This window comes from Blastococcus sp. DSM 46786, from assembly GCF_900109665.1.
Classification (GTDB): domain Bacteria; phylum Actinomycetota; class Actinomycetes; order Mycobacteriales; family Geodermatophilaceae; genus Blastococcus; species Blastococcus carthaginiensis.
Map to the genome: position 1 here is coordinate 1 of NZ_FOAO01000033.1, position 24121 is coordinate 24121.

General features: G+C 74.7%; 20 protein-coding genes. 11 read left to right on the plus strand and 9 right to left on the minus strand.

Annotated features, from left to right (window positions below):
• Window positions 1–143: 143 nt before the first annotated feature.
• Window positions 144–1607, plus strand: coding sequence for an RNA-guided endonuclease TnpB family protein (locus BMW62_RS21340; RefSeq protein WP_139206343.1), 1464 nt, complete (start codon window positions 144–146; stop codon window positions 1605–1607).
• On the opposite strand, the gene BMW62_RS21345 is transcribed toward BMW62_RS21340, so the two are convergent.
• Both BMW62_RS21345 and BMW62_RS21350 read right to left on the minus strand, forming a co-directional pair.
• Window positions 1604–3574 carry an AAA family ATPase gene (locus BMW62_RS21345; protein ID WP_091935513.1) on the minus strand — a complete coding sequence of 657 codons (1971 nt, stop codon included), beginning with the start codon at window positions 3572–3574 and terminating at the stop codon, window positions 1604–1606. The two genes, BMW62_RS21340 and BMW62_RS21345, sit on opposite strands and share 4 nt — an antisense overlap.
• On the minus strand, window positions 3571–4536 hold the full coding sequence (locus BMW62_RS21350) for an aldo/keto reductase (RefSeq protein ID WP_244524208.1): 966 nt from the start codon (window positions 4534–4536) through the stop codon (window positions 3571–3573). Before BMW62_RS21350 ends, BMW62_RS21345 begins: the two co-directional genes overlap by 4 nt.
• A 176-nt stretch (window positions 4537–4712) precedes the next feature.
• Between BMW62_RS21350 and BMW62_RS21355 the strand changes: the two genes are divergently transcribed.
• Window positions 4713–5579 (plus strand): undecaprenyl-diphosphate phosphatase, encoded by an 867-nt coding sequence (locus BMW62_RS21355; protein ID WP_091935519.1) that lies wholly within the window; start codon window positions 4713–4715, stop codon window positions 5577–5579.
• Window positions 5580–5637: 58 nt separating this feature from the next.
• Here the strand turns inward: BMW62_RS21355 and BMW62_RS21360 are convergent, their stop codons facing one another.
• Window positions 5638–7203 carry an AMIN-like domain-containing (lipo)protein gene (locus tag BMW62_RS21360; protein WP_091935521.1) on the minus strand — a complete coding sequence of 522 codons (1566 nt, stop codon included), beginning with the start codon at window positions 7201–7203 and terminating at the stop codon, window positions 5638–5640.
• 182 nt (window positions 7204–7385) lie between these two features.
• Between BMW62_RS21360 and BMW62_RS21365 the strand changes: the two genes are divergently transcribed.
• The 5 genes from BMW62_RS21365 (at window position 7386) to BMW62_RS21385 (ending at window position 10479) form a co-directional block, all read left to right on the plus strand.
• Window positions 7386–8081, plus strand: a complete 696-nt coding sequence (locus tag BMW62_RS21365) for a histidine phosphatase family protein (protein WP_091935525.1) — start codon at window positions 7386–7388, stop codon at window positions 8079–8081.
• Window positions 8082–8163: 82 nt separating this feature from the next.
• Window positions 8164–8715: a DUF3090 family protein gene (locus BMW62_RS21370; RefSeq protein ID WP_091935528.1), complete on the plus strand. Its 552-nt coding sequence runs from the start codon at window positions 8164–8166 to the stop codon at window positions 8713–8715.
• Window positions 8685–9464 (plus strand): SCO1664 family protein, encoded by a 780-nt coding sequence (locus BMW62_RS21375; RefSeq protein WP_244524209.1) that lies wholly within the window; start codon window positions 8685–8687, stop codon window positions 9462–9464. The genes BMW62_RS21370 and BMW62_RS21375 overlap by 31 nt, the downstream gene beginning before the upstream one ends.
• A 296-nt stretch (window positions 9465–9760) precedes the next feature.
• Window positions 9761–10147, plus strand: a complete 387-nt coding sequence (locus BMW62_RS21380) for a VOC family protein (RefSeq protein ID WP_091935531.1) — start codon at window positions 9761–9763, stop codon at window positions 10145–10147.
• A 56-nt stretch (window positions 10148–10203) separates the two neighbouring features.
• Window positions 10204–10479 (plus strand): hypothetical protein, encoded by a 276-nt coding sequence (locus BMW62_RS21385; RefSeq protein WP_139206344.1) that lies wholly within the window; start codon window positions 10204–10206, stop codon window positions 10477–10479.
• A gap of 37 nt (window positions 10480–10516) precedes the next feature.
• Here BMW62_RS21385 and BMW62_RS21390 read toward each other — a convergent pair whose 3' ends face one another.
• Window positions 10517–11233 carry a maleylpyruvate isomerase family mycothiol-dependent enzyme gene (locus BMW62_RS21390; protein WP_091935536.1) on the minus strand — a complete coding sequence of 239 codons (717 nt, stop codon included), beginning with the start codon at window positions 11231–11233 and terminating at the stop codon, window positions 10517–10519.
• 106 nt (window positions 11234–11339) lie between these two features.
• Between BMW62_RS21390 and mshC the strand changes: the two genes are divergently transcribed.
• Window positions 11340–12590: a cysteine--1-D-myo-inosityl 2-amino-2-deoxy-alpha-D-glucopyranoside ligase gene (gene mshC / locus BMW62_RS21395; RefSeq protein ID WP_091935539.1), complete on the plus strand. Its 1251-nt coding sequence runs from the start codon at window positions 11340–11342 to the stop codon at window positions 12588–12590.
• Window positions 12590–13633: an HD domain-containing protein gene (locus BMW62_RS21400; RefSeq protein ID WP_091935542.1), complete on the plus strand. Its 1044-nt coding sequence runs from the start codon at window positions 12590–12592 to the stop codon at window positions 13631–13633. The genes mshC and BMW62_RS21400 overlap by 1 nt, the downstream gene beginning before the upstream one ends.
• 132 nt (window positions 13634–13765) lie before the next feature.
• Here BMW62_RS21400 and BMW62_RS21405 read toward each other — a convergent pair whose 3' ends face one another.
• From BMW62_RS21405 to BMW62_RS21415, 3 genes are all read right to left on the minus strand, one after another.
• Window positions 13766–15604, minus strand: a complete 1839-nt coding sequence (locus BMW62_RS21405; RefSeq protein WP_091935544.1) for a BTAD domain-containing putative transcriptional regulator — start codon at window positions 15602–15604, stop codon at window positions 13766–13768.
• Between the two features lie 111 nt (window positions 15605–15715).
• Window positions 15716–15937, minus strand: a complete 222-nt coding sequence (locus BMW62_RS21410; protein WP_091935547.1) for a tautomerase family protein — start codon at window positions 15935–15937, stop codon at window positions 15716–15718.
• A gap of 104 nt (window positions 15938–16041) precedes the next feature.
• The gene (locus BMW62_RS21415) at window positions 16042–16911 is read right to left on the minus strand and encodes a PAC2 family protein (protein ID WP_091935550.1); all 870 of its coding nucleotides are present in this window, start codon (window positions 16909–16911) and stop codon (window positions 16042–16044) included.
• A gap of 214 nt (window positions 16912–17125) precedes the next feature.
• Here BMW62_RS21415 and metH point away from each other — a divergent pair, with 214 nt between their 5' ends.
• Window positions 17126–20926, plus strand: coding sequence for a methionine synthase (gene metH, locus BMW62_RS21420; protein WP_170852510.1), 3801 nt, complete (start codon window positions 17126–17128; stop codon window positions 20924–20926).
• Between the two features lie 131 nt (window positions 20927–21057).
• Here metH and BMW62_RS21425 read toward each other — a convergent pair whose 3' ends face one another.
• Entirely contained in the window at window positions 21058–22428 is a 1371-nt protein-coding gene (locus BMW62_RS21425; protein WP_091935555.1) for a copper resistance D family protein, read from the minus strand.
• Window positions 22425–22982, minus strand: coding sequence for a copper resistance CopC family protein (locus BMW62_RS22870; protein ID WP_170852511.1), 558 nt, complete (start codon window positions 22980–22982; stop codon window positions 22425–22427). The genes BMW62_RS21425 and BMW62_RS22870 overlap by 4 nt, the downstream gene beginning before the upstream one ends.
• Before the next feature lie 322 nt (window positions 22983–23304).
• Here BMW62_RS22870 and BMW62_RS21435 point away from each other — a divergent pair, with 322 nt between their 5' ends.
• Window positions 23305–24075 (plus strand): hypothetical protein, encoded by a 771-nt coding sequence (locus tag BMW62_RS21435; protein WP_091935559.1) that lies wholly within the window; start codon window positions 23305–23307, stop codon window positions 24073–24075.
• Window positions 24076–24121 lie beyond the last annotated feature (46 nt).

The following is a 24121-nucleotide window of genomic DNA, read 5'->3' on the forward strand; positions in this document are numbered from 1 at the left end:
CTAGTGCTGCGGCCTCGAAGGTTGGCCCTGTTCGGTGGTCGCCTGTTTCTGTCGGTGGGGTCGGGCAGGCTGTGGATGTGCCTCGTCATAGGGATCGGTCCGCGGCGCCGGTGGTGCACCGCACCGCCCGGGTAGGGCTGCGGGTGACCGCCGGCCAGCGGCAGCGGCTGTTCGGTCTGCTGCGCTCGGGCGGGGATGTGTGGGCGGCGGTGTTGGAGCTCAACGGCTGGCGTCGCCGGCGCGGTGACCGGCCGTTGGCCGGTTATCAGGAGCTGTGCCGGGAGCTGGCCGCGGCCGGTGAGGGAACGTTCGGCGAGCTGTCCAGCGTGGGGGCGCGGTCGGTGCTGCGCGGCTACTCCGATGCGTGGATCAGCGCCGCCCGTCGCCGCCGGGCCGGTGAGGCGTCGGTTCGGTTTCCGCGGCGGCGGCGCGGGCTGGTGCCGGTGCGCTTCTACGCCGGCACCTTCACCATCGAAACCGATGGCGGGCGACCGCGGGGGCGGCTGCCGGTGGCCCGCGGTCGCCCGCCGTTGTGGGTGCGGCTGGCCCGCCCGCTTCCTTACCCGGTCGAACGGGTGCGCTCGGTGCGGCTGGTACACCAGGGCCGGCGGTTGTTCCTCGACGTCACCGCTGAGGTCCCCGTCGCGACCTATCCGCCCGGCGCCGGCCCCGATCCCGCCCGGATCGCCGGGGTGGACCTGGGCATCATCCATCCCTTCGCCGTCCTGGCCCCACGCGGCGCCGACGGGAAGCGGGATGCCGGGCTGCTGGTGTCAGGGCGGGCGTTGCGCGCCGAGCACCGGCTGCATCTGGCCGAAGGCAAGGCCCGCGCCCGCGCCACCGCCGCCCGCGCCCCCCGACCGGGCCAGCGCGGCTCCCGGCGGTGGCGCCGCTACCGGGCCCGCGGCCGGCGGCTGGAGGGCCGGCACCGGCGCCGGCTGGCGCAGGCCCGCCACGAGGCCGCGACCGAGGTCGTGCGCTGGGCTGTGGCGCGGCGGATCGGCACCCTGGCCGTCGGCGACCCGCGCGGCCTGCTGGCCCGCGATGCCGGGCGGCGCCAGAACAAGGCCGTCCGCGACTGGGCCGTCGGCGACCTGCTGCACAAACTGGCCGACAAGGCCGAGGCCGCCGGGATCGCCGTGCACCTGGTCGACGAGCGCGGCACCTCCTCCACCTGCCCCGTCTGCACCCGCCGCGTCGCCAAGCCGCGCGGTCGGATCTTCCGCTGTCCGCACCCCGGGTGCGGCTTCACCGGGCACCGCGACCTGGTCGGTGCCGCCAACATCGCCGCCCGTGCCCCGGCTCCGGTCGGGACCGCGAGCGGTGGCTCCCTCGTCACCGGATCGCCGCCGGTGACCACGCACCGTCGAGCCGGCCGGCACCTGCCCGGTGCCGGCCGGTCCCGGCGTGATCCCCGCCGCGGACTCCTCAGCCGGCCCCCGGGCCGGCCGACCTCCACCCATCCGGTGGCCCGTGACGGCGGATCCACCTGGCCCGCCGTGGCCCGCCCCGAGAACCAGCCCGGTTCCGGGAAGTCGCTCGCCGGCACCCGCCGCGAGGATCAGGCACCGCCCCACCGGGGCAAACCCTGCCTGACACGGCACTAGCCGGACACCTCGCGCAGCAGCTCGGCCAGCCTCGTGCGCCGCGGCCGGACGTCGACGTCGCGCACCGCCCGCGCCAGGGCCGCCCCGCTGGCGTGCACGACCGACAGGTGCTTCTGCGCCCGCGTGAGCGCGGTGTAGACCAGCGGGCGGGACAGCATGCCGCCCGCCTCCGGCGGGAGCACGACGACGACGCCGGGCCACTCCGAACCCTGCGCGCGGTGCACGGTGATCGCCCACCCGTGGCGCAGGTCGAACAGCGCCTGCCCGTTCACCGTCACCGGGCCGGAGCTGAAGTCGACGGTCAGCGAGCCGTCGCCGGTGCCGGTGACCACGCCGACCTCGCCGTTGGCGAACCCCACGGGCTCGAGGTCCATGTGGTTGGCGGTGGCCACGACGCGATCGCCCGGGTCGAAGCCGAACACCGCGCCCTCGCCCGGGTTCAGCTGCGCCTTCAGCGCCTTGTTCAGCTCGATCGTGCCGGCCGGCCCGCGGTGCACCGGGGTGACGACCTGCACCGCACCCGGGTCGATGCCGAGCGCGCGCGGGATCGAGTCGGTGACCAGCTGCACCACCCGGCGGGCCGCCTCGGCGCTGCCGGTGGCCGGCACGACGACGACCTCGCGGTCGGGGGAGTCCACCGGGGGCAGCTCGCCGCCGCGGACGGCCGACGCCAGCCGGGCGATCGCCCCGCCCTCGGCCTGCCGGTAGAGGGTGGTCAGCTCGGTCACCGGGACGGCTCGCGAGTCGATGAGGTCGCCCAGCACGTGCCCGGGGCCGATCGAGGGCAGCTGCGCGGGGTCGCCGACCAGGAGCAGGTGGGTCCCGTCGGGGCAGGCCTCCAGCAGCGCGGCGGTGAGCTCGACGTCGAGCATGGAGGCCTCGTCGACCACCACGACGTCGGCGTCCAGCGGCCACTCCTCGTTGCGGGAGAACCCGCCGGAGGCACCCTGCGCGCCGAGCAGCCGGTGCACGGTGACCGCCGGGTGGTCGGTGAGCTCCTCCAGCCGCTTGGCCGCCCGACCGGTGGGCGCGGCCAGCGCCACGTCGGTGCCCTTGGTGCGCAGCAGTTGCACGATCGCGGCGACCGTGCGGCTCTTGCCCGTGCCCGGGCCCCCGGTGAGCAGGCTGACCCCGGCCGAGAGCACCTGGGCCACGGCCTTCTTCTGCGCCTCGTCCAGCCCCTTGGCGACCGAGCGCACCGAGGCGGGGTCGGCGATCCGCTCCGCGGCGGCGGCGAGCCGGGCGACGTTCTCGGCCACCGCCTCCTCGGCCATGCCGTACCGGGCCAGCGACAGCGTCCGCAGCGCGGGATCCGGTTCGGCTTGCTCTGCGCCGTCGTCCCCACCCGCCCGGTCCTCGTCGAACTCCGGCTCCGGCGGCTCGTGCTCGAGCACGTCACCGGAGTCGACGGCGGCCACGACCGCGGCAGCGGGGTCGGCGACCCCCTCGGCCTGCAGCGCCGCCACGACCAGCTCGACGGGCAGCACGGTGTGCCCGTCCCGGGTCGCGGTGCGCAGGGTGAGCCCCACGATCGCCCGCCCGCGCCGGGCGTCCTGCCGGTCGGCGCCCTTGAGCACGGCGATCGCCAGCCGGTCGGCGTCGGTGAGCGTGACCCCGGAGAGCCCCAGCAGCGCCCAGGGGTCGTCGCGCAGCCGGCGGGCGGCGTCGGGGCCGAGCGCGTCGGCGACGCCGGCGGCCAGCTTGGCAGGCAGGCCCGCGCCCACCAGGAGCTCGACCACCTCGTAGGTGGGGGCGGCGGCCAGGAAGCTGGAGAACAGCCGTTCAGCGCGCTGCCGGCCCACCCGCGGCAGTTTCAGCAGCCGGTCGGCGGTGACGTCGTCGGGGGTGGTGATGCCGGCGGCGGGCAGCTCGGCCGCGGCACGCTTGCCGAGCCCCGGCCACAGCCCTGCGGTGCAGAACGCGGCGAAGACCAGGTCCGGGCCGGGGGTCGTCGGGTCGGCGCTCACCGGTCCGACCGGCGATCGGGGTAGCTGAAGTGCGGGGCGGAGACGTCCTCCAGCGCCGTGCGGATCGCCGCGGGCAGGCGGACGCCGTCGGCGTCGAGGGACGCCTGCAGCTGCTGGGCGGTGCGGGCCCCCACCACCGGCGCGACGACGCCGGGCCGGTCGCGCACCCAGGCGAGCGCCACCGCCAGCGGCGTGGTGCCCAGACCCTGGGCTGCGGTGATCACCGCCTCGACGATGCGGTCGGCGGTGGCCGAGCGGAGGCCGTCGATGAAGCCCTGCCACTGCGCGGAGGCACCGCGGGACTCCGAGGGCGTGCTGTGCCGGTACTTGCCGGTGAGCAGGCCCCGGCCCAGCGGCGACCAGGCGAGGACGCCCAGGCCCAGCGCCTCGGCGGCCGGCACGACCTCGCGCTCGACGCCGCGCTGCAGCAGGGAGTACTCGACCTGGGTGCTCACCAGGGGGGTGCGCCCCGGCCAGGCCTTCTGCCAGGTCGCGGCCTGGGCGGTCTGCCAGCCGGTGAAGTTGCTCACGCCGACGTAGCGCGCCCGGCCCGAGGAGACGGCCAGGTCGCAGGCGGCCAGCGTCTCCTCCAGCGGCGTCGACTCGTCCCAGGCGTGCAGCTGCCAGAGGTCCACGTAGTCCAGGCCGAGGCGCTCCAGCGACGCGTCCAGCGCCGAGATCAGGTGGCCCCGCGAGGCGCCACGGCCCATCGGACCGGGACCGGTGCGCCCGACGGCCTTCGTGGCGACCAGCACCTGCGACCGGGGGACGACGTCGGCGAGCAGGTGGCCCAGGGTGCGCTCGCTCTCACCTTCGCAGTAGACGTCGGCGGTGTCGACCAGCGTGCCGCCGGCGTCGACGAAGGCCGTGAGCTGCATGGCGGCCTCGTCCTCGTCGGTGTCGCCGCCCCAGGTCATCGTCCCCAGCGCGAGCCGGGACACGATCAGACCGCTGCGTCCCAACGCCCGTTGCTCCACGACCGGCCAACCTACCGCCGTCGACCGACGGTCACCCGGGAGCACCGGGACCTTCGGGGCGGCGCGCCGGGTGTCCCGGCGCCGACGCCTAGGGTGAGCACCCGTGCCCGAACGCTCCTGCTCCCGCCCGGCTGCCCGTGTCCTGACCGGGGGGTGCTGAGGTGGGCTGGATCGAAGCCGTGGTCCTCGGCCTGGTACAGGGGCTCACCGAGTTCCTGCCCATCTCCTCCAGCGCGCACCTGCGCGTGGTCGGGGAGGCCTTCGGCTGGGAGGATCCCGGCGCGGCGTTCACCGCGATCACCCAGATCGGCACCGAGGCCGCCGTGCTGCTGTACTTCCGGCACGACATCTGGCGGATCATCACCGCCTGGGTCGCCTCGCTGGGTGGGCGCCGGAAGGGCGACCCCGACGCCCGCATGGGCTGGCTGATCATCGTCGGCACGCTGCCGATCGTCGTCCTGGGGCTGCTGTTCCAGGACTCCATCGAGACGACGTTCCGCGACCTGCGGATCACGGCGACGGCGCTCATCCTGTTCTCCCTGGTGCTGTTCTGGGCCGATCGCGTCGGCGCCAAGCAGCGCGAGCTCCGGGAGCTGACCGTCGGGCACGGCATCGCCTTCGGCTTCGCCCAGGCGATGGCGCTGATCCCCGGCGTCTCCCGCTCCGGCGGCACCATCACCGCCGGCCTCTTCCTCGGTTACACCCGGGCGGCGGCGGCCCGGTACTCGTTCCTGCTGGCCGTGCCCGCCGTGCTGGGCGCGGGCTTCTTCCAGGTGTACGAAGTGCTCACCGGGGACGTCGCCGGCCCGCCGATCGCCTGGGGGCCGACCATCCTGGCCACCGTCCTGGCGTTCGCCGTGGGCCTGGTCGTCATCGCCTGGCTGCTGCGCTACCTCGACCGGGGCAGCTACGTGCCGTTCGTCGTCTACCGCATCGTGCTCGGGCTGCTCATCCTCGGCCTGGTGTTCACCGGCGTGCTGGACCCGGCCACGCCCGTCGACGTCACGCCGACGCCGATCCCGCGCTGACCGCACCCTCGCGACCCGGAGCCCGACCGGCTCCGGGTCGCGAGGGGTGCTGGGGAGCTCAGCCCTCCGTGCCGGCGTCGAGGTCGAGCGTCTCGATCATCGCGTCGAGCACCGCGACGTTGCGTCGGTAGTCGAACATCGGCAGGCCGATGGTGTCGGCGACCAGCGTGCGCGGGCCGTTCTCGCCGTCCGGCACCCGGATGGCGTACCGGGTCGAGGGCGTGCCCTGGGGCCAGAGGCCCTCACCGGTGGCGGTCCGCTCGATCCGCACCGACTCCCGGCCGTCCACGGTCAACTCGCGGCGCACCTGCTCGCCGGGCCGTTCCTGGGTCACCCGGTCGAAGGCCACCGACTCGACCGAGAACGCGATCGCGGCAACGCGCACGTCGGTGGCGTCGGGCACGTCGAAGTCCTGCGGGGAGAACCGGCTGCAGGACGGCACGGTCTCACCGGCGTTGACCGCCCAGTCCGACGGGTGGTCGACGGTGTACCCGGCCGGGCTGGTGCACGTCTCGCCGAGGGTGACGCCGTCGCCGGGCACCCGGTCCAGCACGTCGATCACGATGCGCTGCGGATCGGACAACCGGGCGACGGCGAACGGGCGGCGCTGGTCCAGCCCGGCGAAGAACGAGTACCGGCCCTCGAAGAGGCTGTCGGCGACCAGGGCCTGCAGCGTGCTCGTCCCGGCGATCTCCAGCTGCTCCTGGCCCTCCCAGGGCGTGACACCCTCGGGGGCATCGGCCGGGAGGAGCAGGTTGGTCAGCGTGATCTCCAGCGTGGTGCCGCCGGGAACCTGCACCGGCTCGCCGGAGCCCTGGCTGCGCGGGTCCTCGGTGTAGCCGACCTCGTAGCCGGCCTCGCCGTCCCCGGCGAGCTCGAAGACGATCCGGTCGAAGCCGTCGTGTGCCCCCAGCCGGACGTCGGTCAGCGTGACCGGCGACCCGGTCGCCTCTGCGTCGACGTCGGCGGTGCCGCCCTGGCCGATCGGCTCGAGGGTGCCGGAGCCGTCGTCCTCACCGGGCTGGTGCAGGACGTCGACGACCAGCCGGGCGGGGTCGGAGAACGTGGTGACGCCGAAGGGCACCCGCTCCTCCAGCCCGATCGTCCAGGCGAGCATCGACTCGAAGTCGCCCGTCTGGACCGCCTCGGTGATCACCTGGCCGCCGGGGGCGGTGAGCTGCTCGCGCCCGGTGTAGGTCTCGCGCGGCTGCTCGCCGGACAGGTCGACGCCGCTGGCGGGGCTGACCCGGACCTGCAGGAACGCGGAGCCGGCGACGCCGACCTGCCGACCGGAGCCGTCCTCGGTGATCGGCGGCTCGACGTAACCGACCCGGTAGCTGGGGACCTCGTCGCCCTCGAACTCGAGGACGAACCGGTCGAAGTCCTGGTGCCCGGCGGCGCGCACGTCGGTCAGGTAGGCCGTGGAGCCACCGGCGGGGAAGTCCCCGGTGTCCACGGTCCCGGTGCCGGGGTTGCCGACGGGGGGCAGCGGCTGGTCGGCCGACTGCAGGATGCCGGGCGGACCCGGCTCGGTCGGGACGACGGTCGGTGGTGGGGCGGTCGGGGCGCCGGCGGTCACCAGCAGGGTGCTGGCGCCCAGTCCGGCGAGGAGCAGTCGCATCATCGCGATCTCGCCTTCCGGTCTCGGGTTTCCGGTCCCTCGGAGGCCTGCCCGCGGGCTGCGCTCCCGAACCCGGCTCGGCATCCCGACACCGGATCGTCACGTGGACCAGGCGGCCGGGAGGGGTCCGCGTCCAGGTGGGCCGCGGGAACGGGTGCCGGACGGGCAGCGCCTACGCTCGCCCGGTGACCACCGTCATCCTGCTGCGGCACGGCCGGAGCACTGCGAACACCGGCGGGGTGCTCGCCGGCTGGACCCCCGGCGTCGAGCTCGACGAGACCGGGCAGGCGCAGGCCCGGGCGGTGGGGGAGCGGCTGGCGAAGGTGCCGCTGGCCGCCGTCGTCAGCAGCCCGCTGGAGCGGTGCCGGCAGACCGCCGCCGCGGTGCTCGCCGGGCGCGACCTGGAGCCGGCGACCGACGACCGGCTGGGCGAGGCCCGCTATGGCGACTGGACCGGCCGGCCGCTCGAGGAGCTGGCCAAGGAGCCGCTGTGGAAGGTGGTCCAGCAGCACCCCTCGGCCGCCGTCTTCCCGGGGCCGGAAGGGGAGGGGCTCGCCCACACCCAGGCCCGGGCCGTGGCCGCCGTCCGCGAGTGGAACGCCCGGCTCGGGCCCGACGCGGTGTGGCTGGCCTGCAGCCACGGCGACGTCATCAAGGCCGTGCTCGCCGACGCGCTCGGGCTGCACCTCGACCAGTTCCAGCGGATCGTCGTCGACCCCGCCTCCCTCTCGGTGGTCAGCTACACCGAGACCCGCCCGTTCGTGGCGCGGATCAACGACACCGGGGGCGACGTCGCCGCGCTCCTCCCGCCCCCGGGCGAGGGCCGGCGCGGGACCGACTCCGACGCCGTCGTGGGCGGCGGGGCGGGCGCGACCGCCTGAGCACGCCGGGCCCGTCCAGGAGCCCGCGCCGAGCGCCCGAGGCGTGAGGGGGAGGGGTCCTTCCACCGCGTAACCTGGGCGCGTGCCCCGCCAGGTCCATCTCTTCGATCGCCCCAGCCGGTTCGTCGCAGGGACGGTGGGGCAGCCGGGGGACCGCACGTTCTACCTCCAGGCCACCGACGACACCGGGCGCACCGTCAGCGTCGCGCTGGAGAAGAACCAGGTGCAGGTGCTGGCCGAACGGATGAACGACCTGCTCGACGAGATCAGCGGCCGGGCCGGCACGGTCATCCCACCGGAGGCCGACGTGGACGACCTGGAGCCGCTCTCCGCACCGGTGGACGAGGAGTTCCGGGTCGCCGCCATGGGCCTGGCCTGGGACGGCACCGAGGAGGCCGTCGTCGTCGAGGCGGTGGCTGCCGGCGAGGAGCCGATCGAGGAGGACGTGATCCTCTCCGACAGCGAGGAGGGGCCCGACGCCCTGCGGGTGACCATCACGCCGATGGCCGCGCGGGCGTTCGTCGCCCGCGCCCGCCGCGTGGTGGCCGCCGGGCGCCCGTCCTGCCCGCTGTGCTCGCTCCCGCTGGACCCGGTGGGCCACGTGTGCCCGCGGCAGAACGGCTACCGCCGCTGAGCGGCGACCCCGCGGAGGACGTCGTCCTCCGGCCGCCCGCCGGTGACGAGGAGGCGCGGCGGCTCCTCGACGAGGGCGAGATCGACCTCGAGGGCCGGATGCTCGACGCCTCGAACGTGACCCTGGTCGGCACCATCCGGTGCGGCGACCTGGTCGCCGAGTGCGTCTACAAGCCGGTCGCCGGGGAGCGGCCGCTGTGGGACTTCCCCGACGGCACGCTCGCCGGCCGGGAGATCTCGGCCTACCTGGTGTCCGAGGCGACCGGCTGGCGGGTCGTCCCGCCCACCGTGCTGCGGGAGGGTCCGTTCGGCCCCGGGATGGTGCAGCTGTGGGTGGACGGCGACGAGGACGTCGATCTGGCCGCCTTCGTGCGCCGCGACGACCCCGCGCTGCGCCGCATGGCCGTGTTCGACGCGGTCGTGAACAACGCCGACCGCAAGGGCGGGCACATCATCCCGATGCCCGGCGGCCACGTGCACGGTGTCGACCACGGCATCTGCTTCTCCGTGGACCCCAAGCTGCGCACCCTGCTGTGGCGCTGGGCGGGCAAGCCGCTGACCGTCGAGGCGGTCGAGGTGCTGGACCGGCTCGGCGACGAGCTGCGCGGCGACCTCGGGGAGCAGCTGCACGAGCACCTGACCCGCGCCGAGGTGCGCTGCACCGAGCGGCGGGTGGCCGAGCTGCTGCGCACCGGCCGCCACCCCGAGCCCAGCGGGGAGTGGCCGGCGCTGCCCTGGCCGCCCTTCTGACTGTCGCCCTCCGGGCTCCGACCGCGGCCAGGTGCCGTCCCGCTCCGCTGAGCCGTTGCCCGGCATCGCCCGGGAGGCCTCCGGCCCCCGCTCACGACGCCGGCCTCGCGGGGCGGCTCCTGTGCCTCCTCGGGGAGCCTGCGGGCCGCCGGCGCGGCTCGACCCGCGGACGGGTGCCGGCGGGCCCGCTCCAGTGCGACGAACTCGTGGCCATCGGGCGCTGATCACCACGACGTCGTCGCACTCGCGCCGCAGGCACCGGCGTCCTGTCGGTGCCGTGCGCCAGCATCCCGGGCATGCCGCACCGCAGCCGCTTGTCCATCCTGTTGCTCGACCTCCCGCCGGAGCACCACGCCGCCGGCACCGCCTTCTGGGCCGGCGCCACCGGCCGCCCCGCCCAACCCGATGCCGACGACGCCGGCTGGGCGTCGCTGGGGTCGTTCGCCGACGGGTGGCACGTGGAGGTCCAGCGGACCGGGGAGGGGACGCCGCCGCGCTGGCACGTCGACGTCGAGACCGACGACATCCCGGCCGAGGTCGCCCGGCTCGAGGCCCTCGGCGCCACCCTGCACCGCGACATGGGCTCGTTCTGGCAGCTCCTGGACCCGGCCGGGCTGGTGTTCTGCGTCGTCGGCGTCCAGACCGGTGACGAGTTCGCGCGCCACGCGGTGGCCTGGCCGTGAGCCCGAAGAAGCGCAGCCTCCGCCCGGGTGCCCGCCGACCCGCGCCCCGTGGCCACGTGTGCCGACCGACAGACCCGCTGTCGATCGTCTCCACGCGCATCCTCGACGGTTCTGAGCCGCTACGTCTGGTGGTCCGCAACGACGACGGCAGCTGGCAGTTCCTGTGCGGCACTCCGGTCGACGTCGACCACCTCCTGACCACGCACGCCCATCACCTGTTCGACGAGTTCCCTGACGACCTCCGGCCGCTCGCCGGGCTGCCGGTCGGCCACCTCGCCGAGCGCTACGGGCCCGGCTTCCCCTGGCGGATCGAGCCGTACGAGGAGGAGTGACACCGCACCCGCCCGTGCGCCGTCGTGGGCCGGCCCCTCACTCCAGGCGGACGAGGTCGATCATCGCGGCCGCCTGGAGGCCGTCGCCGTCGACGGTGAGCACCTCCAGCGGCACCCGCCGCCACACGGCCAGGAGCAGGTCGCCGGCGGTCCCGGTGAGCGCGGCGATCGGGAAGGGCTTCGTGCCGGGGAAGAGGGTGCGCTCGGCGTCGGCGTCCACCGCGTGCAGGACCACCGGGTGCGCGTGCTCGGGCGGACCGTCGGGGAGGGTGCCGGGCACCATGACCTCCAGCCACTCGTCCAGGCCGTCCAGCGCCACAGCGGTCGGGACGGGGCGCACGTCGCCGAGCACCTGCTCGACGTCGACGGTGTGCACGGTGGCCTCCTGGAGCTGCCGGCGCAGGACGAAGGCCACGTCCTTCCGCGGCGCCCACGTCCACACCCGGTCCGCCGGGTCGGCCCCCACCAGCGCCGTCTCCAGCTCCGCGCTCCGCGCGATGACGTAGCCCAGCAGTTCGTCGTCGGCGTGCCGTTCCGGCTCGACGTAGGCGGACGGGTCCTGGGCGCGGGTGCGCACCACCCAGGCCCAGAAGTGCTGCACCTCGGCCAGGTGCCACACCAGGTCGGCGAGCGTCCAGTCCGGGCAGCCGGGCACGCGAGCGCGCCAGCCGTGCGCGAGCACGGCCTCCGCGGCGGCGTCGGCGAACCGGGCGTCGACGCGCCGCAGCGCCGGGAGGTATTCGGAAAGCTGCATCGCTCCTCCTCGTGGGCCGGGTGCGAGCGCCCCGTGTCCCTCCGACGTGATGACCCGCACGGACGTGCGGGCAGGTGCCGTCGGACCACGCCTCTAGGCTCGTGCCGTGCTCTCCTGGCCCGCCCCGCTGCTGCCGACCCTGCCCGGCACCGGCCCCGTCCTCAAGGTCTACGACACCGCCCGCGGCGAGATCGTCGCGACGACGCCGGACCGGACGGCGCGGATGTACGTCTGCGGCATCACCCCGTACGACGCGACGCACCTCGGTCACGCCGCCACCTACCTGGCGTTCGACCTGGTCAACCGGGTGTGGCGCGACGCCGGCCACGCGGTCCACTACGTGCAGAACGTCACCGACATCGACGACCCGCTGCTCGAGCGCGCCGAGCGCGACGGCGAGGACTGGATCGTCCTGGCGATGCGCGAGACGGCCCTGTTCCGGGAGGACATGACGGCGCTGCGCGTCCTGCCGCCCGAGGACTACGTGGGTGCGGTCGAGGCGATCCCGCGCATCGTGGCGCACGTCGAGCGGCTGCTCGACGACGGGCTGGCCTACGTGCTCGACGACGGCACCGGCGACGTCTACCACGACGTCGCGCAGGCGCCCGGGTTCGGCTCGGAGTCCGGCTACGACGAGCGAACGATGCTGACGTTCTTCGCCGAACGCGGCGGCGACCCCGACCGTCAGGGCAAGCGCAACCGCCTCGACCCGATGCTCTGGCGCGGTGAGCGCCCCGGGGAACCGGCCTGGCCCGGCCCGCGGGGCACGCGGGGCCGGCCGGGCTGGCACGTCGAGTGCGCCACCATCGCGCTGGACACCATCGGCATGGGCTTCGACGTCCAGGGCGGCGGCAGCGACCTGGTCTTCCCGCACCACGAGTACTCCGCGGTGCACGCCGAGGCCCTCACCGCCACCAAGCCGTTCGCCCGGGCCTACGTGCACGCGGCGATGATCGGCCTGGACGGCGAGAAGATGAGCAAGAGCCGCGGCAACCTGGTCTTCGTCTCCCGGCTGCGCGGCGAGGGCGTCGACCCGATGGCGATCCGGCTGGCCCTGCTCTCGGGGCACTACCGCACCGACCGCGCGTGGACCGGCGACCTGCTCACCGCGGCGCAGGAGCGGCTGGCCACCTGGCGGCGGGCCGTCGGGCGCGAGGTCGGTGCCCCCGCCGGCCCGGTGCTGCACGGGCTGCGCGAGCGCCTCACCGACGACCTCGACAGCCCGGGCGCGATCGCGCTGGTCGACGCCTGGGCCGAGCGCACCCTGGCCGGCGGTGAGGACCTCGAGGAGCACGCGCCGCAGGTGGTCTGCGACGCCGTGGACGCGCTCCTGGGCGTGGACCTGCAGGTCGGCTGATGACCAGCGCCCCCGCCGGCTCCTTCCGGCTGACCGACCGGGCGGCCCGCGAGCGGGCCGAGGAGCAGCTCGCGCCCGCCGCGACGCGGGCGGCCGGTACCCGGGGGCGGGCCCGCCCGGAGCCGGAGGACGGGCTGCGCACCGCGTTCGAGCGCGACCGCGACCGCATCCTGCACGCCAAGGCGTTCCGCCGGCTCAAGCACAAGACGCAGGTCTTCCTCCACCCCGACGGCGACCACTTCGTCACCCGGCTCACGCACACGCTGCAGGTGACGCAGGTGGCCCGCTCGCTGGGCCGGGCGCTGGGGCTCAACGAGACGCTCGCCGAGGCGATCGCCCTGGGGCACGACGTCGGGCACTCGCCGTTCGGGCACATCGGCGAGGAGGCGTTCGACCCCTACGTGCCCGGCGGGTGGCACCACGCCGCGCAGGGGGTGCGGATCGTCGAGGTGCTGGAGGACCTCAACCTGACGTGGGAGGTGCGCGACGGGATCCGGGCGCACAGCTGGAAGATCGACCCGCCGCCGGACACCCGCGAGGCGGAGTGCGTGCGGTACGCCGACCGGATCGGCTACCTGTCCCACGACGCCCTGGACGCCGTCCGGGCCGGGGTGATCCGGGTCGCGGACCTGCCTTCCCGGGCGCTGGCCGTCTTCGGGCAGCCCGGCAGCGAGATGGTCGGGTCGATGATCGACGCGGTCGTGGAGGGGGCGCTGGCCGACGGCGGCCGTGTCGTCATGGCGCCGGAGCCGCTGGCGGCGATGCACGAGCTGCGCAGCTTCATGTTCGCGCGCGTGTACGCCTCCGACGTCGCCGCGGGGCAGAAGCACCTCGCGATCGACGTCATCCGCCGGCTGGTCGACCACCACCTGGCCCACCCCGAGCTGATCCCGGCCAGCTACCGCGACACCGAGGCCGAGCCGCTCACCCAGGTCGTGGACTACGTCTCGGGGATGACCGACCGGTTCGCCCTGGCCACCCACGACCGACTGTTCGACGCCGACGCGTCCGCGCAGATGCGCCCGCTGCTCACCGAACGCTGACGGCCGGCCGACCAGGTCCCCGCGGCAAGGGTCGGCCGGTGGTCGTCTCACCGCCGCCGAGAGAGCCCTCGGCCGACGGTCGATGTCGTGCCGGCCGGGATGCTGGGTCCCGCACGGACGACCGCGCCGACCTCACGGCGCGACAGGGACAGTCGGACGTGCGCGATGCCGGGCCGCTGCCATGGCCTCGTGCCGCGTGATCAGGGCGTGGAGCGCGGGATCGTCGAGTTGGGAGGCCACCGCCCGGGCCGCCGCCACCCCGTTGCGCGCGCCCGCCTGCGCCCGATGCAGGTGCGCCCGGGCCAGCAGGGGACGCATGCTGCCGCGCGCGGCGATCGCGGTCAGCCGGTCGATCCTCGCCAAGGCCGCCCGCCCGGCGTCAGGGGCGGCGGCGCAGGCGGCCTCCAGGAGCCGGGCGTAGGGCCAGAGGTACCACGGCGCAGGGGCCAGCCCCCGGTCGCACCAGCGCTGGGCCCGGGGCCGGTCGCCCTCGACCAGAGCGAGCCGGGCCTGACCGTGGGCGACCGTCGCCATCCAGCAGTGGTCATCGCTCTCCGTCGCCAGGACCCAGGCGTGATCGAGCAGGTCGCGCGCCGTCCCACGGTCCCCTAGCCCGATCGCCGCCTCCGCCCGGAACGCCTCCGGCCACGGTTGGAACGCCGTCCACGCGTCCTGGGATACGAGCTGCAGAGCGGTGTCCAGGACGGGCACGGCGAGGGCGTGCTCGGCGCGCAGCGTGTGGATCCGCCCCACCATCGCCAGCGACCACGCCTGCTGGCGGGTGTCGCCCGCCCGGACGGCGCGTCCCACGGATTCGTCCAGGCACCGGAGGGCGCCGTCGTACTCCCCGCCGTCAGTGAGGCACATGCCGCGCACCCCGAGCGTCCGGGCGGTCTCGCCGTCCTCGTCGGTGGCACGCTGCGCCTCGTCCAACCACACCAGGGCGCGGTCGTGCTGCCCCCGCTGCACGCCCAGGAAGCCCAGCTCCCGGCAGGCCGCGGCGACGAGCCCTTCGGCCTGCGCCGTGCGCGCGAGGGCCGCGGCTGCATGCAGGAGCGAGCGCACCTCGGTGCCCCGTTCGCCCGCGCCGTGGACCCGAGCACTCGCGAGAGCCAGGAAGGCACCGGCCCGTAGCGCGGGCGCACCGACCCCGACCGCCACGTCGGCGGCCCGCTGGAGCTGGTCGAGACCACGGTCCACGGCGCCGGCTCTCATCGATGCCTGGCCGGCGTCGAGGTAGGAGCGCACGGCCGCGACGCCGGCCACTGGGAGCTGCCCCGAGCACGGCGGCCTGGTGGCCGCGAGGATCTCGGCCGGCGGGGCGCAGCCGAGCTCGCGGCGGAACAGCCGGACGCACCGGACGGCCTGGCGGCGGGCGCCTACGTGATCTCCGGCCGCACCGAGGCTCCGCACCAGGATCGCGTGGTGCCCGGGATCGAGCGGGTCCATCGCCACGGCTCGTGCGGCCAGCTGTGCTGCCGTCCCCGCCGAGCCCCGGGCGAGCTGGTCGAGGGCGCATTCCACCAGGACGGCCTCCGCGCAGCTGCGGATCCTGCACCGTTCCGCCGAGAGCCACGCGTCGAACCCGGGGGCGGTCGGCAGGCTCAGCCCCTCCAGGAGCTCCCGGCCGAACCCCGCCAGCTCCACCGCCTGCGCGCAGCCGCCGTCGGTGAGTTGCCGGACGTCGACGCTGCTGCCGGGCGCCAGCTGCAGGCAGAGCGGATCGCCGTCGAGCGACGCGGCTGCACGCAGGACCCGCCGGAGCTCGCTGATGTTCCAGCGCAGGGCGCCCGGAGGGTCCTGGGCTTCGGCGAAGAGCAGGTCCACCAGGGTGCGGCGCGGGACCGGGCGGTCGCTCAGGGCGAGGTGGGCCAGCAGGGCCCAGGCCTTGTTGCCCCGCGGCGGGTCGACCGGGACGCCGTCCAGGAGGACCTTCGGCCGTCCCAGGAGGGCCACCGCGACCACGGTCATGGCCTCGCCTCCTCCGACACCGGAACGGTAGCGGCGACGGCGCCGACGAGCGGGTGCCGGCGAGCGGGCCGGGGCGGCGGCAGCGGTGGACCCGTCACCGCCGCCGTGGCGTCACGCTCCGGCGGCGGCGAGGGACCGCACGTCGCCGGTCGTGAGGCACGTGCCGCCGATGCCCCAGTCACCGCTGGCGACCTCTTCCACGACCACCCAGGTGACCCCCCGCATGGCCTCGCCCTCGATGGCGACCATCGCGTCGGTGAGCCTCTCGACGATGGCGTGCTTCTGCTCGGACGTGAACACGCCCTCGATGACCTTCACGTTGACGAACGGCATGGTTCCTCCTCTGTCGGGCCGGCCGACGTGCCGGCAGGAGGAGGATCGACCGCGGGCGTGTGACGCCCCGTGTGACGGACGTCGGGGGAGCGGGAAGCCCGGTGTCAGGCGCCGCCGGCGGAGCCGCCGCGGCGGCGCAGATACCTCTCGAACTCGCGGGCGATCTGATCGCCGTTGGCCTGCGAGAGGTCGACCTCGGTGGCCCGCTCCTCCAGGGAGCGCACGTACTCGACGACCTCGGCGTCCTCGCTGGCCATCTCGTCGACCGTCTTCACCCAGTCGTCGGCCTGCTGCGGCAGCGCGCCGAGCGGCACGGTGATCTCGAGGACCTCCTCCACCCGCTGCAGCAGCGCGACGGTGGCGCGCGGCGACGGCGGCTGGGAGACGTAGTGCGGCACGGCGGCCCAGAAGCTGATCGCCGGCAGCCCCGCCTGCACGCACGCGTCCTGGAAGACGCCGAGGATGCCGGTGGGGCCTTCGTAGCGGGAGGTCTCCAGCCCGTAGGCCCGGGCCGACTCGCCGTCGTAGGCCGAGCCGGTGACCGGCGTGGGCCGGGTGTGCGGGGTGTCGGCCAGCAGGGCGCCGAGGGCGACGACGATCGAGGTGTCGAGCTCGTCGAGGATCTCCAGCAGCTCCTCGCAGAAGCCGCGCCAGCGCATGTTCGGCTCGATGCCGCGGATCAGCACAACATCGCGGTCCAGCCCCTCGGGCCGCGCCACCGAGATGCGCGTGGTCGGCCACTCGATGCTCCGGCTCACCCCGCCGACGAGGGAGACGGTGGGGCGGTTGACCTGGAAGTCGTAGTAGTCCTCGGGGTCCAGCGCGGCCAGGGGCTTGGCGTCCCAGATCAGCTCGAGGTGCTCCACGGCCCCCGTGGCGGCGTCCCCGGCGTCGTTCCAGCCCTCGAACGCCACCACGACCACCGGGTCGGTGAGCTGCGGCAGGTCATGTGCATCGGGCGTCGGATCGATCACCTCTGCCAGCCTACGTCGATCCCGCCGTCCCGCCCGGCGCACGCCCGCGGTTCACCCGCCGGCGGGTTGCCCGGTCCACGACGCCCGCTGCACCGCAGGTGCCCCGGGTGCGACAATGGGCGCCGACATCGGGAACGCCCAGGCCTGGGCCAGCCCGCCGGGGTGACGCTGCCCGCGGCCCGCACGCCCATCGAGAGACCCACTGGGGAACCCTGTGTCCGAGTCACCCACCCTCCGTCCGGACGTCACGGCCGAGCTCACCGCGCTGCTCCAGGAGCGCATCCTCGTCCTCGACGGCGCCATGGGGACGGCGATCCAGCGCGACCGGCCCGACGAGGCCGGCTACCGCGGGGAGCGGTTCGCCGACTGGCCCAGCGACGTGCAGGGCAACAACGACCTGCTGAGCATCACCCAGCCGCAGATCATCGCCGCGATCCACCGCGAGTACCTCGAGGCCGGCGCGGACCTCATCGAGACCAACACCTTCAACGCCACCACGATCTCCCTGGCCGACTACGGCATGCAGGAGCTGGCCTACGAGCTGAACGTCGCCTCCGCACGGCTGGCGCGCGCCGAGGCCGACGCGATGGCCGCCCGCACGCCGGACAAGCCGCGCTTCGTCGTCGGCGCCATCGGACCGACCAGCCGGACGGCGTCCATCTCGCCCGACGTCAACGACCCCGGCGCCCGCAACATCACCTTCGACGAACTGGTCGCCGCTTACCTCGAGCAGGCGAACGGTCTGGTCGACGGCGGTTCGGACGCGCTGCTGGTCGAGACGATCTTCGACACCCTCAACGCCAAGGCGGCCGTCTTCGCCCTGGAGACGCTGTTCGAGGAGCGGGGGCGCCGCTGGCCGGTGCTCATCTCGGGCACGATCACCGACGCCTCCGGCCGCACGCTCTCCGGGCAGGTGACCGAGGCGTTCTGGCACTCGATCCGGCACGTCAAGCCGCTGCTGGTCGGCCTCAACTGCGCGCTCGGCGCGAAGGAGATGCGGCCCTACATCGCGGAGATCGCGCGCGTGGCCGACACGTTCGTGTCCTGCTACCCCAACGCCGGGCTGCCCAACGCCTTCGGGGAGTACGACGAGGCCCCGGAGGAGACCGCCGCGATCATCGGCGAGTTCGCCGGGAGCGGCTTCGTGAACCTGGTGGGCGGCTGCTGCGGCACCACCCCCGCGCACATCGCCGCGATCGCCCGGGCCGTGGAGGGGCAGGCGCCGCGCCTCCCGGTCCAGGCCCGTCCGGCGCTGCGGCTGTCCGGGCTGGAGCCGCTGTCGGTCACCGGGGAATCCCTGTTCGTCAACGTCGGCGAGCGCACCAACATCACCGGCTCGGCCCGTTTCCGGAACCTCATCAAGGCGGGTGACTACCCGGCCGCGCTCACCGTGGCCCGGCAGCAGGTCGAGGCCGGCGCCCAGGTCATCGACGTCAACATGGACGAGGGGATGATCGACGGCGTCGAGGCGATGGACCGCTTCACCAAGCTGATCGCCGCCGAGCCCGACATCTCCCGCGTGCCCGTCATGGTCGACTCCTCCAAGTGGGAGGTCATGGAGGCCGGCCTCAAGAACATCCAGGGCAAGGCGATCGTCAACTCGATCTCCCTGAAGAACGGCGAGGAGGAGTTCGTCCACCACGCGCGCCTGTGCCGGAAGCACGGCGCGGCCGTCGTCGTCATGGCCTTCGACGAGGACGGGCAGGGCGACACCCTCGAGCGCCGCACGCAGATCTGCCGCCGCGCCTACGACATCCTGGTCGAGCAGGTCGGGTTCCCGGCCGAGGACATCATCTTCGACCCCAACGTCTTCGCCGTCGCCACGGGTATCGAGGAGCACGCGAGCTACGGCCTGGACTTCATCGAGTCCACGCGCTGGATCAAGCAGAACCTGCCCGGCGCGCTGGTCTCCGGCGGCGTCTCGAACGTGTCCTTCTCCTTCCGCGGCAACAACCGGGTGCGCGAGGCGATCCACTCGGTCTTCCTCTACCACGCGATCGCAGCAGGCCTGGACATGGCGATCGTCAACGCCGGCCAGCTCGAGGTCTACAGCGAGGTCCCCGAGGTGCTGCGCGAGCGCATCGAGGACGTGGTCCTCGACCGCCGTCCGGACAGCACCGAACGCCTGCTGGAGATCGCGGGGGACTTCGCGGGCGACGGCTCGGTCAGGGAGGTGGCCACCGAGGAGTGGCGGTCGCTGCCGGTGGGGGAGCGGATCACCCACGCGCTGGTGAAGGGCATCGACGAGTTCGCCGAGAGCGACACCGAGGAGCTCCGCCAGGAGATCGCCGCCCGCGGCGGCCGGCCCATCGAGGTCATCGAAGGCCCGCTGATGGACGGGATGAACGTCGTCGGCGACCTGTTCGGCGCCGGGAAGATGTTCCTGCCCCAGGTGGTGAAGTCCGCCCGCGTCATGAAGAAGGCCGTCGCCTACCTCATCCCCTACATCGAGGCGGAGAAGCAGCCCGGCGACGCCGAGCGGACGAACGGCTTGGTCGTCATGGCGACGGCGAAGGGCGACGTCCACGACATCGGCAAGAACATCGTCGGCGTCGTCCTGCAGTGCAACAACTACGACGTCGTGGACCTCGGCGTCATGGTCCCGCCGCAGAAGATCCTGGACGCCGCCAAGGCCGAGGGTGCCGACATCATCGGCCTCTCCGGGCTGATCACGCCGTCGCTGGACGAGATGGTCACCCTCGCCTCGGAGATGGAGCGGCAGGGCTTCGAGGTCCCGCTGCTCATCGGCGGCGCGACGACGTCCCGCGCGCACACGGCGGTCAAGATCGCGCAGAAGTACCACGGGCCGGTGATCTGGGTGAAGGACGCCTCGCGGTCGGTGCCGGTGGTCGCCGCGCTGCTGTCGGACGAGCAGCGCCCGCAGCTGCTGGCCGAGACCGACGCCGACTACGCGGCGCTGCGCGAACGGCACGCCGCCCGCCAGGACAGCCGGAAGCTGCTGCCGATCGCCACCGCGCGTGCCGCGGCCACGCCGATCGACTGGAGCGGCTACGTACCGCCGCGGCCGCGGATGCTCCTCCAGCAGGCCAAGGACGTCTGCACGGGTCCGGGCTGCGACCACCTGCACGACGGCGCCACGCAGTTCGTGAAGGTGCTCCCCGACTACCCGCTCGAGGAGCTGCGCGGCTACATCGACTGGCAGCCGTTCTTCAACGCCTGGGAGATGCGCGGCCGGTTCCCCGACATCCTGCACAACCCGGCGACGGGTGAGGCGGCCCGGCGGCTGTACGAGGACGCCCAGGCGATGCTCGACCGGATCGTGGCGGAGCGCTGGCTGCGGGCCAGCGGCGTCCTCGGGCTGTTCCCGGCCAACCGGGTCGGCGGCGAGGACATCGCGGTCTACACCGACGAGTCCCGCACCGCCGTCCGGGCGACCCTGCACCAGCTGCGCCAGCAGTCCGAGGGCCGCGACGGATCCGCGCGCAAGTCCCTGGCCGACTTCGTGGCGCCCGAGGAGACGGGGCTGCGCGACTACGTCGGCGCCTTCGCGGTGACCGCCGGCCTGGGCTCGGCCGAGCGGGTGGCGGCGTTCAAGGAGGAGAACGACGACTACAGCGCGATTCTGCTCGAGGCGCTGGCCGACCGGCTGGCCGAGGCGTTCGCCGAGCGGCTGCACGAGCGGGTGCGCCGGGAGTTCTGGGGCTACGCCGCCGACGAGTCGCTGGACAGCCAGGCGCTGATCGCCGAGAAGTACCGCGGCATCCGCCCCGCTCCGGGTTACCCGGCCTGCCCCGAGCACACCGAGAAGCTGACCATCTGGGACCTGCTCGACGTCGAGGCGGCCACCGGCATCCAGCTCACCGAGAGCCTGGCCATGTGGCCCGGTGCCGCGGTGAGCGGTCTCTACTTCGCCCACCCGCAGGCGCAGTACTTCGTGCTGGGCCGGGTGGGGCGCGACCAGGTCGAGGACTACGCCGCCCGCAAGGGGTGGACGGTGGCCGAGGCGGAGCGGTGGCTCTCGCCCAACCTCGGGTACCGCACCGAGGACGAGTAGGAGGACCCGGTCGGAGGACCCCCGTCCCCCTCACCCTTCGCACGCTCAGGGTGAGCCTCTGGACGGGGGCCGTTCCAGCAGGTCACGTCGGGCCGTTCCAGGACGTCGAGCCGCGGGGCCGTTGCGTCAGCTCACTCGACGACGAGCACGTCGGCGTAGCCGGGGGAGTGGCGGCTGGCGAAGGGGTGCGGGCCCGGTTCCGCGGGGGCCAGGAAGGTGGTCAGCGTCCCGCTCGGGACGACGACGTCGAACGACCCGTCGGCCGCGGTGAGCGAGACCTCCGCGGCGGAGGAGTTGAAGACGGTCACCCGCGACCCCGGCGCGACCGGGCCGGCGACGTGGAAGCGCTCGTCGTCGACGAGCACGGCCACCGACAGCTCGCCGTGGTCGTGCCCGGCCATCGGGTCGGCGCCCGCTGCCGGCGCGGTGGTGGACGCGGCCGTGCGCTCGGCGCCCGCCGGGGGCGGCGAGGCCGCGAGCGCGACGGCCAGCGCGACCGTCGCCAGCATGAGCACGACCTCGCCGGCGGCGAACCGGCGGAAATCCCGGCCGTCGCCGGCGCGCAGCCGGGGGAGGGTGTGCCGGCGGTGGAGCGCCCCGAGCACGCCCAGGACGGTGAGGCCGGCGGTCTTGGCCAGCAGCAGGGCGCCGTAGCCGGTGCCCAGCGCGGCCAGCGCCCCTGCGGTCCCGCCCAGCAGCAACCCCGCGGCGAGCAGGCCGGAGGCGGCCGTGGCGAGGAAGCAGACCAGCGCCAGGCGGCTGAACCGCCGCGCCGCCTCGCTCGTGGCCGCGCCGTGGCGGGCGTGGACGAGCAGGGCCAGCAGACCGCCGACCCAGGCGGTCGCGGCGACGACGTGGACGCCGAGGGTCGTGACGGCGAGCAGGTGGTCCTCCGCCGTCGCGGAGTGGCCGCTGAGCACGACCGGGACCACGAGCGCGGCCCCCGCCACGAGGAGCAGCGACGCCGCGGCCGGGACGCCGGTGCTCCGGCGGGCGGCGACCCCGACCAGCGCGGTGAGCGCCACCACCAGCAGCGCGGCCCGGCCGGCACCGGTGTCCTCGAGGAAGACCCGCAGCGGGGACCACGTCAGCGACGTGGGGGAGGTGCCCACCAGCCGGCTCACCGTGAGCAGCGCACCCAGGGCCGTCGCCGCGGCCCAGGTCAGCGCCCACGCCGACGCCGCACGCAGCGCCCGGCGGGACTCCACGGGCAGGCCGGCCCGGCCGGGCAGCAGGACGGCGGCGAGCAGCAGCGTGCCGACCGTCCCGACCGCCGCGATCCGTCCGACCAGGGTGACCAGGGGTAGCCCCCACCCGACCAGCGCGCCTCCGCCGCTGAGCTCCGCCGGATCCGCCTCGGGGGCCCCACCGCCGACCACCAGGGCGCCGACGAGGAGCGCGGCCAGGCCCGCACCGGTGAGCACGAGCGCGAGTCCGATGCGCGGCGGCCGGCCGATGGCACCCGTCGCAGGGGCCGGCGCGACGGGCACGGTGCCGGTCATCCGCGCCTGCGCTGCCGGCTCACGACGAGGCTGCCCAGGCCGACGAGGACGATCGCGCCGACGGCGACCCACACCCCGGCGACCGGGCTGCCGGCGGACGCCGGGTCCAGGTCCAGGTCCTCGGCCACCGCTGCCGGCGACGGCGCGGCCGGCTCCGGCGTGGGCGCCGCCGACTCCGGCGACTGCGCGGAGGGGGTGCTCCCCGCCGCGACCGTGAAGCCGAACGTGCCCGTCAGCGCGTGCCCGTCCGAGGACGTGCTGCGCCAGACGACCTGGTAGGCCCCGGCGGGCCGATCGGCGACGAGCCGCTGGACGACGGAGGTGCCCCGGATCTCCGCGTCGCCCTCGGAGAGGACGGCGCCGTTCGCATCGGTCACCAGGACGAGGGTGCCGAGGGGCAGCGGTTCCCCCGAGAACGCGAGCTCGACCGTGGCCGGCGGCGTGGGAACGCTGGTGCCGGCCGCCGGGGTCGTGCCCACGAGGCCGTCGTGCGCGAACGCGGCGGGCGCCGCACCCAGGAGGAACGCGCCGCCCAGCAGGGCGAGCAGCAGCACGGTTCCCCTCCGCCGGCGGACCTGTCGCGAAGCAGTCATGCCCGTCCTTCGTTCCAAGCCGGGTTTCCGGTTGCCCGGGGCGCGGCCGGCCTCCGGGACGGCATCGTCCCGGTCAACCACCACCCGTGTGGTCACGGGCCCCCCAAGACCGGGTGAACCGATCCGGCACCGGGTCCCGAATGAAGGTCGTGCAGCACGGCGCCGGGGGATCGGCGCGCTGCTCGGTCCCCGGACCGGAACCACGGTCGGTGCAGAGCGCGCCGGCCGGCACGACGGGTGGACGGTCCTCGACCGCCGCCCCTTCCGACCAGAGGAGCAGACCATGCGCAAGGCACTCGCACTCCCGACCGTCGCCCTGGCCGCCGCGGCCTTCCCGCTGCTCGCGGTGTCCACCGCCTCGGCGCACGAGGGCGCGCACAGCTACCAGGCCGACCTCGGCGCGCTCAACCAGTCCGGCGTCCAGGGCACCGGCATGGTGACCCTCGACGGCAACACGGCCACCGTCATGATCGAGGCCTCGGGCCTCCTGGCCGGCTCGCCGCACGCCCAGCACTTCCACATCGGTGCGCAGGGGCAGTGCCCGACCGACGCCGACGACGAGAACGGTGACGGCTTCGTCAGCGTCACCGAGGGCGCGCCCTACTACGGCGCGATCGGGTCCTCGCTGACCACGACCGGTGACACCAGCCCGGACAGCGGGCTGGCGATCGACCGGTTCCCGACCGCCGAGGGCGGCTCGATCAGCTACGAGCGCACCTTCGAGGTCAGCGACGACGTGCACGCGGCGTTCGAGGACGGCACCGCCGTCCTGGTGCTCCACGGCGTCGACAAGAACGGCAGCGGCGCCTACGACGGCGACGTCATGAGCGACCTCGACCCGTCGCTGCCCATGGAGGCCACCGCCCCGGCCGCCTGCGGCGTGCTCGAGACCGCCCAGATGGGCGCCGCTCCCGCGGGCGGTGCCGAGACCGGCGCCGGCAGCACGGCCGGCACCGAGAACCAGGCCGCCATCGGGATCGGCGCCCTGGCCGCGGCCGGTGCGGTCGCCGCGGGCACCGTCGCCTACCGCCGTCGTCAGGCCGACCAGGCCTGATCCGGCTCCGGGCCGCGCGGGGGGCAGCACGCCTCCCGCGCGGCCC